This window comes from Flavihumibacter sp. UBA7668, from assembly GCF_002483205.1.
Classification (GTDB): Bacteria; Bacteroidota; Bacteroidia; order Chitinophagales; family Chitinophagaceae; genus Flavihumibacter.
The window spans coordinates 256613-267648 of the sequence record NZ_DLHM01000006.1 but is presented as its reverse complement, the minus strand read 5'-3'; the positions used below and the strand labels follow the sequence as shown (position 1 = coordinate 267648).

General features: G+C 41.7%; 11 protein-coding genes. 2 read left to right on the top strand and 9 right to left on the bottom strand.

Annotation, left to right across the window (positions count from 1 at the left end; genetic code table 11):
- Positions 1-83: 83 nt before the first annotated feature.
- The gene (locus tag B2746_RS17775) at positions 84-479 is read left to right on the top strand and encodes an XRE family transcriptional regulator (protein WP_290796746.1); all 396 of its coding nucleotides are present in this window, start codon (positions 84-86) and stop codon (positions 477-479) included.
- Positions 480-527: 48 nt separating this feature from the next.
- On the opposite strand, the gene B2746_RS17770 is transcribed toward B2746_RS17775, so the two are convergent.
- Complete coding sequence (locus B2746_RS17770) at positions 528-1811, bottom strand: hypothetical protein (RefSeq protein ID WP_290796744.1); 1284 nt, start codon at positions 1809-1811, stop codon at positions 528-530.
- Positions 1812-1850: 39 nt separating this feature from the next.
- Positions 1851-4457, bottom strand: a complete 2607-nt coding sequence (gene gyrA / locus B2746_RS17765; protein ID WP_290796741.1) for a DNA gyrase subunit A — start codon at positions 4455-4457, stop codon at positions 1851-1853.
- A gap of 208 nt (positions 4458-4665) precedes the next feature.
- On the opposite strand from gyrA, the gene B2746_RS17760 reads away from it, so the two are divergent.
- Positions 4666-5652, top strand: coding sequence for a hypothetical protein (locus tag B2746_RS17760; RefSeq protein WP_290796738.1), 987 nt, complete (start codon positions 4666-4668; stop codon positions 5650-5652).
- A 14-nt stretch (positions 5653-5666) separates the two neighbouring features.
- On the opposite strand, the gene B2746_RS17755 is transcribed toward B2746_RS17760, so the two are convergent.
- The 7 genes from B2746_RS17755 to pdhA all read right to left on the bottom strand — a co-directional run bounded on the left by B2746_RS17755 (position 5667) and on the right by pdhA (position 11015).
- On the bottom strand, positions 5667-6863 hold the full coding sequence (locus tag B2746_RS17755; protein WP_290796735.1) for a hypothetical protein: 1197 nt from the start codon (positions 6861-6863) through the stop codon (positions 5667-5669).
- 97 nt (positions 6864-6960) lie between these two features.
- Positions 6961-7686, bottom strand: a complete 726-nt coding sequence (locus B2746_RS17750) for an SIR2 family NAD-dependent protein deacylase (protein ID WP_290796732.1) — start codon at positions 7684-7686, stop codon at positions 6961-6963.
- Positions 7650-8060 carry an EVE domain-containing protein gene (locus tag B2746_RS17745; protein WP_290796730.1) on the bottom strand — a complete coding sequence of 137 codons (411 nt, stop codon included), beginning with the start codon at positions 8058-8060 and terminating at the stop codon, positions 7650-7652. Before B2746_RS17745 ends, B2746_RS17750 begins: the two co-directional genes overlap by 37 nt.
- Before the next feature lie 28 nt (positions 8061-8088).
- Positions 8089-8811, bottom strand: coding sequence for a (Fe-S)-binding protein (locus tag B2746_RS17740; protein WP_290796727.1), 723 nt, complete (start codon positions 8809-8811; stop codon positions 8089-8091).
- A 5-nt stretch (positions 8812-8816) separates the two neighbouring features.
- Positions 8817-9317, bottom strand: a complete 501-nt coding sequence (gene ribH, locus B2746_RS17735) for a 6,7-dimethyl-8-ribityllumazine synthase (RefSeq protein ID WP_290796724.1) — start codon at positions 9315-9317, stop codon at positions 8817-8819.
- 5 nt (positions 9318-9322) lie between these two features.
- Entirely contained in the window at positions 9323-10003 is a 681-nt protein-coding gene (locus B2746_RS17730; protein ID WP_290796721.1) for a YfgM family protein, read from the bottom strand.
- Positions 10004-10019: 16 nt separating this feature from the next.
- Entirely contained in the window at positions 10020-11015 is a 996-nt protein-coding gene (gene pdhA, locus B2746_RS17725) for a pyruvate dehydrogenase (acetyl-transferring) E1 component subunit alpha (RefSeq protein ID WP_290796720.1), read from the bottom strand.
- Between the last annotated feature and the right edge of the window lie 21 nt (positions 11016-11036).

The window sequence follows — 11036 nt, the reverse complement described above, 5'->3', positions numbered from 1 at the left end:
TCTATTTAACATAATATAAATTATAGGACATTAATAGCTCTGGCAGAACCTTGCCTGGCGGTCATTTCTAAATTTTATCACCCATGGAAAAGTTAATTCATGAAGGCCGAAATCTAAAACGATTCCGGGAAATGCTGGGCATCAAACAGGAAACATTAGCTATGTCATTGGGTGAAGAATGGAATCAAAAGAAAATTTCCCTGTTGGAGCAAAAAGAAATAATTGAGCCGGTTATTTTGGAACATTTGTCTGTTGCTTTAAAAATTCCGGTTCCAGCTTTTCGTGAGTTTGATCCTGAAATCGTCCTTCTGAGGCTTCATCAAAATCTTACTGAAAATAGTCCGCAGGCATCCTTCCAGCCATTTCAGAAAATAATAGAAATTTACGAGGAAAAAATCATTGTCCTATACGAACGAATGCTGGCCTGCGAACGGGAAAAGGTTGAAATAATGAAAGATATGGTCACCAGAATCACATAAAAAAACCGCCCTATTGAGGCGGCTTTTAAGATTCGAGGAATTAAATGGTTAATGCACTTTATCCACACTATTAAATTTCTCTTCGTAAAATTTAAGTTTCTCCTGATTTTGCTTGTTGTCGTAGATAGTTATCAACAAATCGTACGCGTCTTTCAGGTAAGATTTTTGCTCCATTTTCAGTTTTCCTTCTTTACCAAGTAATTCATCAACTTTTTCGAAATAAGGAATGGCAGCATCAAATTTTTGTGCAATCAGTCCACGCAGTTCCTCTTTTTTCTTCAATTCTTCCGGCTTCAACCGACCACCCTGAGGAGGACGAATCGTTTTATTCACCGCATTGTAATCCACTCCCTGATTGTACTGAATTTGTCCTAATACCAGGTATGCAGCCGCATAATCAGGTTTTTCAGCAACTACTTTTTTAAGTTCTTCCTCCGCTTTTGCAATCAGTTCAGTTGAATTAGCCGGACGTTGAGCAACTTCCGGTTTGTATCCTTCAGAATATAGTTCTACTGCATAGTTATAGCGTATGGAAGTATTAGTTGGATCCCCGGCCAATACTGCTTCGTATTTTTTGAAAAGTTCTGCCTTATCACCACCATCGCGGGCAATATCCAGTTCATAGGCTGGCCAAAATTTGTCTTCCGGATACACTTCTTTACCCAGAGTCAGGTATTTTTTTGCAGCTTCGGTATCTTTTTTCTGATTGTAGTTATAATCCACCAGCCATTTGTAAATCTCCACCATACCTTCACCGTTCACTTTTGCATCAGCGAGTTTGGAGTAATAAATAGCCGCCTCATCCCTTTTGTTGGATTTTTCGGCGCTGATACCGGCATACAAAACTACCGTAGTATCCAATGTCAGGTTAGACCACTTTTTGCCAACCATGTACTCACTAACTTCAAGACAATTTTTGAAATTGGAATGAGCTGTTTCGAATTTATTGGCATTGTAGTCATCTGCACCAGCTTTGAAATAACCCTGGTATACATCCATGATTGGTTTATAATTATCCAATTGAAGGAAAACTAACTGTCCCTTTTCATCCATATCCACATATTTCTTAAGCGTTTCAAATGCAATCGAACGGGCATCCGGAACGGTTGCAGCAACAGCAGGATCCTGAGATATTTCAGAATAAATTTTAGCCTTTGTATACCAGGCTTCCAGATTCTTGGCATTTTTTTCATTTGCCAGGAAAGTCTCGATTTGTTCCTTGGCTTCCGTTAATTTTTTTGCCTTTAAAGTTCCTTTGATTTTCTCCAGATTCTGGGCAGATAAACCCAATACCGAGGTGGCCAGCATCGCTGTAAGTAAGAGCTTTTTCATCAGTCCTATTTTTGTTAGAGGTTTAGTTTATTCGTTCTTTTATTCAGATGGTTTTTCTGTAGGATCGGTTGTCTCGGTTGGTGGAGTTGCATCTTCACCACTTGCCTCTTCGGTTACTGGCTGATCGCCAGCTGGCAGTTCCGTAAGTACAGCTTCCACTTCTTCTTCCACTTCATCCAGCTTGGTAATGGCTGCAATAGCATCATTTGCCTGCAGATTAATCAGCTTTACTCCCTGTGTAGCCCGGCCAGCTTCCCGAATATCTGCAATGGATGTCCGGATGGTCAATCCACTTTTGCAGGTAATCATCAGGTCTTCTTTTTCCGTTACATCCAGGATACCTACCAGTGGTCCGGTTTTATCTGTTACACTGATTGTTTTCACCCCTTTCCCCCCCCGGTTCGTGATCCGGTATTCATCAATCTGGGTACGTTTTCCAAAACCTTTCTCACTAACAACCAGAACGGTTTTGTCAGCGTCTTCTTTCTTGACACATATCATGCCAATAACTTCATCATTGGAATCATCCACTTCGATACCTGCAACACCAATAGCACCGCGGCCGGTTGGACGTACTTTTTCTTCCGGGAACCGGATTGCGCGGCCTGATTTGATAGCCATCATAATTTCGCTGCTACCATCCGTCATACGGGCATCCAGCAACTGGTCTCCTTCCACAATGGTAATGGCATTTACACCGGTCTGGCGAGGGCGACTGAAATCTTCCAGGAGCGTTTTTTTGATAATTCCCTGTTTGGTACAAAGCACGATATAATGACTTTGAACAAATTCCTTATCCTCCAGATTGGCCACATCAATGATGGCTCGCACTTTATCATCTGATGGCAATTGCATTAAATTCTGGATAGCACGACCTTTACTATTCTTTTCGCCTTCAGGGATCTCATATACTTTCAGCCAGTAACAACGACCTTTTTCTGTGAAGAAAATCATTGTATGATGGGTGGAGGCTACGAAAATATGTTCCAGATAATCTTCATCCCGGGTTCTACTGCCCAATGCTCCTCGTCCGCCCCGACGCTGCTGTCTGTATTCGGTTGCGGATGTACGTTTGATATATCCAAGGTGAGAAATCGTGATAACCACATCTTCTTCCGCAATGAAATCCAACACATTCATTTCATTGGCCAGATAAGTAATATCTGATTTCCTGGGAGTGGCGAATTTATCTTTTACTTCCTGTAATTCTTTTTTAATGACATCATAACGCATGCCTTCATTGCCCAACAACTCCTGCAAATGAGCGATTAGTTTCATCAGGGATTCATATTCATCCTTGATCTTATCTCTTTCCATCCCGGTCAATCGTTGTAAACGCATTTCCAGAATAGCTTTTGCCTGAATTTCATCCAGTCCCCATCCTGCATTCACGAGTCCTTCTTTAGCTATTTCCGGTGTTGCAGAACTGCGGATTAATGCAATCACTTCATCTAAATGATCCAGTGCAATCAGGTAACCCAATAACAGATGGGCTCTTTTCTGAGCTTCTTTTAATTCATATTGCGTCCTACGAACCACCACATCGTGACGGAATTCAACAAACTCATGAATCAGATCTTTCAGATTCAAAGTACGCGGACGACCTTTTACCAGCGCCACATTATTGATTCCAAAGGAGGTTTGAAGCTCCGTAAATTTAAACAACTGATTTACCACAACATTGGCTACTGCATCCCTTTTCAGGTCGATTACAATCCGGGTTCCTTCCTTCTGGTTGGATTCGTTGTTGACATGTGCAATGCCTTCAATTGTTTTCGAAATAACCAGCTGACCAATTTTATCACAAAGCGCATCCCGGTTAACCTGATAGGGTGTTTCTGTTATGATAATCTGTTCGCGGCCACTTGGCTTGGTTTCAATCTGCATTTTACCACGCAGTACCACACGCCCTCTACCAGTTAAAAAGCCCTGTTTTACCCCATCCATTCCCCAAATAGTTCCTCCCGTTGGGAAATCAGGCGCTTTAACATATTTGATCAGGTCTTCACATGAAATTTCACGGTCATCAATATACGCCATACAGCCATCCACCACTTCACCGAGATTATGGGGCAGCATATTGGTGGCCATGCCAACGGCAATTCCGGTTGATCCATTTACTAAAAGCTGAGGAATTCTGGTAGGCAGCACCGTTGGCTCTTCGAGTGAATCATCAAAATTGAGTTGGAAATCCACCGTTTCTTTCTCAATATCTTCTAACATGGCTTCTGCAATTTTATGCAGCCTTACTTCTGTATAACGCATGGCAGCCGGACCATCACCATCCTGGCTACCAAAGTTACCCTGCCCATCGATCAGGGTATGTCGCATACTCCATTCCTGTGCCATTCGTACCATGGTGTCATAAACCGAAGCATCCCCATGGGGATGGTATTTACCCAATACTTCCCCTACAACCCTGGCCGACTTCTTATAGGGTTTGTTGGAATTGATACCCAGATCGTTCATCGCATATAAAACCCGGCGATGTACCGGTTTTAGTCCATCCCGAACATCCGGCAAAGCACGCCCAACGATTACCGACATCGAATAATCGATGTATGCGGTCTTCATTTGCTCCTCTATATTGATCTGAATTATCCGGTTGGTATCGCTGGTTTCCTGTGGCGTCAGATTTTCTTCCATGCTGTAAAAAAATTAACCTTTTGAAAGGGTTCTTTGTTGTTTATTAAAAGCCTTTATGAGAGTGGGCAAATCTACCGTTTTTAAGGGGCAAAACCTTAACAATTCCCTCAATTTTACCCCAATTTTTCCACTATTTCGTGGCTATCTTTTTAGTACTTTTATCAGCCAGACCAATTGCAAACCAAACCAACCATAAAACCCGCCAATTATGCAACATTACCGGTTGTTGCGAAATAACAAAGAATCAGGCCCCTATACCTGGAAGGAATTGGCACATCTTCCCCTTAAGCCATATGATCTGGTTTGGGTAGATGGAAAAAGTGCCGCCTGGCGTTACCCCTCGGAATTACCGGAATTCAAAGAATTAGCACCTGCTGTTGAAGAAGATTTTTACCGGATTTTTCATAAAAATCCGGCAGAAAAAAATGAGGAGGAAATTCCTTCAGTCATTTCACAACCACAGAAAAAAGAACAGTACCAACAAAACCCCAAAAAATCCATCACTGTTATATTACCTGAAAAAGCATCTTCTTCTAAGAGAGAGCCGGTATTACAGGTAGCTCATCTACCGGAAAAAAAGGCTGAGCTGACTCCTCTTATTGAAACACCATCAAAAGCAACTGAACTTGCTGCTGATCCGGTAATTGACCAAATTCAGTTTCAACCGAAACCACAACTCAAAAACTATTTACCCGCAGGATTTAATCGTATTGCGATGGCCGTACTTTTTGCTATCAATCTGTTTTTCGTGATACGTTATTTTAATGGCAGGAATATAGAATTCGGTTCAAATGAACCAGGAACAATACTACAAACGGAAAGTCCTGCTCTTATTCCTGCAATTCAGACTAACAATGAACATTCTAATGAGCAAGATATTCCTAACTCATTACCAGCCAATCCGGCCCTGGAATTTGCTGCCCTTAGAAGACACCTTTCCATTCGTCCGGATGAGATCAATGTAGGTATGTTTGGTGGAATCAATCACCTGGTACTTACTGTAAAAAACAGCCATTCCCAACCAATAGAAGACATAAAAATTGCAGTTGATTTTCTGGAAAAAGATCAAACATTGCACCACTCAGAAATGGTAATTGTAGAAAAAATTGAGGCAAGTTCCTCTCTTTCAGTTAAAGTGCCCACCAATGGAAAAGGCAGGTCTGTTCAAACCCGTATCATTGGGATAGGAAAATAGTTTCGCCTGATTAATCAATCAACCCGCCAGTCTTTTTCAGAAAGGATATTGTAATGAATATCCCGGTAAACCATTTTGTATTTTCCGGGTTTCAAAAAAAGCCAGTAATAGCCATCCCGATCCGTAAGATAGGTTTGATCTGCCGGAATAAGATTGGCATATGGTATCTTCAGGGTTTCTTCTTCATAATAGGCCTGTACAAGAAATAAATCTTTATGAGCAGGCTGAATCGCTGTTTCTTTTCGAATACCCGACAGCGATAAATAATCAGCCCGGTTCCGAATAACTTTGGTTGCCGGAAATATAAGCTGCAAATCGTATTGATCATTTTCCAACAAACTAATGGGCAGTTTATTTCGAACTGCAATGGACACCTGGTCAACCGTAGCCCGTTTAATGAGTTCATCATAAAAATACCGCCCATATTCGAAACTGCTTCCACCACATAACTCTGTTTGATCTATAGTAAATGGATTGATTCCGGAGATCCGGTAAAACACGGTAGCCATGGGAGTAAAATCACCGATAGGTTTTTCTGCGATATGTGCCTGTTCATCAAGCACCAAAACGCGGGCTGAAGAATCCTGATGAAAAAGAGCGGCCAGTTTACTTGCATGGACCGCATCCTGTACATTGGTTGTGCGTTTGGTGATAGAAGAATCACCATAGGAAATCAATGTAAATCCAAGGTTCTTAGCCTGCCGAACTATTTCTGCAGCTAAAGGATCCGCAACCTGATAACCCAGGTACTTATCAACAGGCCTTGTATTTGGATTGATCATCGGATTTAACCAATAAAGTGATAAATACCGATAGCCCAACTTATAAAAATCTTTCAAAAGGGAATAAAAAAAAGCACGTTGCTGAAGTTGTGCGGCATTTTCATTGAATAGCACGATTTTTTCTGAAGCAGCGCGATTCAAAATCCAGGATCGGGCATCCTGTAACTGCAATTTGCCCATTGTATCAAGATAGCGTCGAACATCTTTATAGCCTTCTGCCAGCATTGAATCGTAGGAATTTTTCAGGTAAAATTCTGCAAGCAACTGATCTCCGGCAAAAGCCAGATGTTGAGCTAATCGATATTTTTCCGCCCCAGTGGAAATGGATTTAAAATCTTCGTATAGGAATTTCAGATAATGCTGTTCCCGGGAGTTGCTATCCACCTGATATTGCTTTAATTTAATGGCGGCGGGGGATAGCTGAGACATACAGGTACCTGTAAGAAAAAATCCAAGAACCAGGGATAGAAAACATTTCATGTTGCAAATTGAATGGAATAAATCCATCCGGGCTGTTAGGGAAAGATTAAAAAAACTGCACCAACAGCTGCTTTTTCAATTGTTCCATGCCAATGCTGGCCAGGTGTTCGTATGTGTGGAGCTTTCTACCGATGCCCGTTGCCGGAATCTTTTTATCAACAACATAAAACGGACAATCCATTGGAACAAAATCAACAAGTGAGGCAGCAGGATAAACGACGAGAGAAGTACCAACTATGAGAAACAGATCAGCCTGCTTTACAAGCGGGATTGCTTCCCCTATTTTAGGTACGGGTTCTTCAAACCAAACAATCGCCGGGCGCCAGCGACCTCCATCCGGTGCCAGTTCTCCCGTTTTCATATCTGTATAAATGGAAGCGGTGAGGTCAATATCAAATTCACTGTGCATTTTGAAAATTTCGCCATGAAGATGCAGTACTTTTTTTGACCCGGCCCTTTCATGCAGATCATCAATATTTTGTGTAATTATCTGAACATCAAAATGATCCTGTAATTCAGCCAGTATTTCATGCGCCTTATTGGGTTGCGCTTCCAGCACATTTTTTCTGCGTTCATTATAAAATCGGAGAACATGATCCGGATTTCTTCTCCAAGCACCGGGAGTAGCAACTTCTTCAATGGCATAACCTTCCCACAACCCGTCACTGTCACGGAAAGTTTTCAATCCGCTTTCTGCACTGATGCCAGCTCCCGATAATACGACCAGTTTTTTCATTATTTTTCTCCAGCTAATTCCATAATCACTTTCCATTCTTCATCTGTCACCGGCTGTACGCTTAACCTGCTTAGTTTTACCAGTGCCATATTTGCAAGCCTTGGGTCCGTCTTAATTGTGCTAAGCGGAACCGTATTTTTCAGCCTTTTTACCGGTTTTAAATCCACCACTACCCATGCATCTTCAGGTGTGGTCGGGTCCTGATAAAATTCTTTTACCACTTCGGCAATACCGACCACTTCTACTCCTTCGTTACTATGGTAATACAAAACCCTCTCCCCTTTTTTCATTGCTTTCAGGTTGTTTCGGGCTGCGTAATTGCGCACTCCATCCCAAAAAGTTTTCTTGTCTTTTTCGAATTGTTCCCAACTGTATTTGAATGGTTCCGATTTTACTAACCAATAGGCCATGAACTACAATTTTGTCCTCAAAAATAAGTTACCATCCCGATGCAAGTACATCGGCAATATGAAAAGTCTGAAGAGGCAGCTGCTTTTTTTCAATGCATCCGTTCAGATGCATAAGGCAGGACAGATCAGTACTGATGATGGCTTCTGCTCCTGTTTCCAATGCATTGTTTATTTTCTGATCTGCCATCGCTACACTTATTGGCTCATACTTGATAGAAAAAGTTCCACCAAACCCACAACAGGTTTCAACATCCTTCATTTCAATAAGGTCCAGTCCAGCTACTCTCGATAATAATTTTCTTGGTTCCTCTTTAATTTTGCATTCCCTTAAGGCAGCGCAGGAATCGTGGTAAGTTGCTTTCATCTTCATACTAGCACCAAGGTCTTCGGCGCCCAACACATTAACAAGAAAAGATGAAAATTCATAAGTGCGTGACCGCAGGTCTTTGATCTGATTATGAATGGAAGAATTATCAAATAATTGTGGATAATAATTGCATACAAATCCCGTGCAGGAAGCACTTGGAGCAACCAGGTAATCAGCATGCGAAATATTCTCTTTTATAAATTTTTCTGCTACTGCTTTTGCTTCAGTTTGAAATCCTGCATTAAATGCCGGTTGTCCGCAACAGGTTTGGTTTGGATTGTAATCTACCGTGCAACCGAGTTTTTCCAGCACCTTAATCATATTCAAAGCAGTGGATGGATACAACTGATCTACAAAACAGGGAATGAACAACTGAACTTTCACAGAAACTATTTTTTAAAGCTACGTTGAAGTGCAATCATCTTAATAGCAGTTATTGCGGCTTCTTCCCCTTTGTGTCCATGTTTCCCTCCGAGTCTTTCCCATGCCTGTTCTTCTGAAAATACTGTCAAAACGCCAAAAACAGTAGGTACAGGTAGTTCATTATTCAAAAGAACCACACCATCTGTTACAGCTTTACAGACATAATCAAAATGCGGAGTATCTCCTTTTATCACGCAACCAAGAGCGATGAACGCATGCGGCCGATCGTCCCAATATTTTTTAGCTTCCCAGTACGCACGGATGGCAAATGCAATTTCCACTGCTCCAGGCACTATTATTGTTGTAAGATTCTCAATCTCCTGTTCCGCCAGTATCTTTTTTGCTCCTGCTTCTAATTCATTAATAATACGATCATTCCATTCTGTTTTCACCAGAACAACACAGGCATCCTTGGGGAGGATGCCTGCTGGTATCTTTACAACATTGGTATTTCCAGTTGCTGCCATATTTTTTATAATTCACCCAGACGAGCCAGGTATTTATCAACTTCAAATCCTCTTTCTGAACGCGGATATTTCTCTTTGATCAATTTATATGCTTCAATTGCCTCCTTGTTTTTCCCTAATGATTCATAAAGATAACCGGAACGGAAGAGATATTCAGCCGAGTTAAACTCATCTTTTTCAAAAAGTCCGGCTGCTTCTCTATATAATTTTGCCGCTTCTTCTTTTTTATCCTGTTCAGAATAGGCATCCGCAAGCAAAGACTTGGCTCGGGCACTGATCTGGAGAGAAGAAGTGGAGAAATCTTTCAATTGTTTTTCTGCATTGGCAAAATCACCCTGACGCAGATAGATTGCTCCTGCATAAAATTTAGAAAGATTAGCTGCTTTTGTACCGCTGTACTTATCCATTATTTTTAAAAAACCAGGATTGGTTGCATCTCCATTTAAAGCAAGTGATAATGAATCCTGCTGAAAGTACTGCTGTGCCTGAAATATTGCATCGTTTGCTTTTCTTTCATTTGGTTCAGCAATCAGGTATTTATAACCTACAATTCCACCGGCAATAACAATTACTGCAGTTAATCCGATCAGAATATTTTTGCTATTCTGTTGCCAAAAGCCGGTTACTCTGTCAACAACCTCATTGGATTCAACCGGTTGAACCGGCGCGTTCGTATTCTCAGCCATGTTTTATTACTAATTATTAGTCTACGATAAAGGGATAATTCTGGTCTACATAAATATCTTTAAGCACTTCGCTATCATCTGGCCAGGGACTTTCTTCAGCAAATTTTACGGAATCTTCCACTTCTGCTTCTACCCTTTTATCGATAGCATCGATATCTTCCTGAGTAGCATATTTATAATCAAGAATGGTTTTTTTGACCATCTCCAGCGGATCACGCTGCTTATACTCTTCTACTTCTTCCTTGGTCCGGTATTTCTGTGGATCAGAAATGGAGTGACCTTTGTAACGGTAGGTTTTAATTTCGATCAGGGTTGGACCGTCACCTTCGCGGGCACGCTTAACCGCTCTTGCAACACTTTCATGAACTGCTTCCGGATTCATTCCATCGATAGAATCTGCTGGCATTTCGTACGCATCGGCCAGTTTATAGATATCATGCACATTGGAGGTTCTTTCTACAGAAGTTCCCATGGCATAATTATTATTCTCACAGATGAAAATCACAGGGATTTTCCATAACATAGCGAGGTTGAAGGTTTCATGCAAAATTCCCTGCCGGGCGGCACCATCACCGAAGAAAGTAAGGCAAACCGCATCGGTACCTTTATATTTCTCTGCGAAGGCAATTCCTGCACCGGTACCGATCTGGGCACCAACAATCCCATGTCCGCCGAAAAAGCGTTCTTCCTTGCCAAAAAAGTGCATGGAACCACCTTTTCCTTTGGCACAACCAGTTGCTTTACCATAGAGTTCGGCCATACAGGCTTTAGCACTGATGCCTTTGGCGAGTGCCAAACCATGGTCGCGGTAGGCGGTAATAAACGCGTCTTCTGCTTTGGTTGCGGTCATACATCCGGCGGCAATTGCTTCCTGCCCGATATAGGCGTGGAAGAAACCACGGATTTTACCTTCCATTTTATATTTCTCTTCAGCCTTCAGTTCAAACTGGCGAATCAGCTGCATTAGCTCATACCAGTAGAGATAGGTCTCCTTTGAAAATTTTGTAGCCACTTGTTAAGTTTTGAGACGGGC

Bases quoted from the DNA above. Each gene is read 5' to 3' on its own strand.
- B2746_RS17760 (WP_290796738.1), top strand. From the start codon at position 4,666: ATGCAACATTACCGGTTGTTGCGAAATAACAAAGAATCAGGCCCCTAT.
- B2746_RS17775 (WP_290796746.1), top strand. From the start codon at position 84: ATGGAAAAGTTAATTCATGAAGGCCGAAATCTAAAACGATTCCGGGAA.
- B2746_RS17755 (WP_290796735.1), bottom strand. From the start codon at position 6,863: ATGTCTCAGCTATCCCCCGCCGCCATTAAATTAAAGCAATATCAGGTG.
- ribH (WP_290796724.1), bottom strand. From the start codon at position 9,317: ATGGCAGCAACTGGAAATACCAATGTTGTAAAGATACCAGCAGGCATC.
- B2746_RS17750 (WP_290796732.1), bottom strand. From the start codon at position 7,686: ATGGAAAGTGATTATGGAATTAGCTGGAGAAAAATAATGAAAAAACTG.
- B2746_RS17745 (WP_290796730.1), bottom strand. From the start codon at position 8,060: ATGGCCTATTGGTTAGTAAAATCGGAACCATTCAAATACAGTTGGGAA.
- B2746_RS17770 (WP_290796744.1), bottom strand. From the start codon at position 1,811: ATGAAAAAGCTCTTACTTACAGCGATGCTGGCCACCTCGGTATTGGGT.
- B2746_RS17730 (WP_290796721.1), bottom strand. From the start codon at position 10,003: ATGGCTGAGAATACGAACGCGCCGGTTCAACCGGTTGAATCCAATGAG.
- gyrA (WP_290796741.1), bottom strand. From the start codon at position 4,457: ATGGAAGAAAATCTGACGCCACAGGAAACCAGCGATACCAACCGGATA.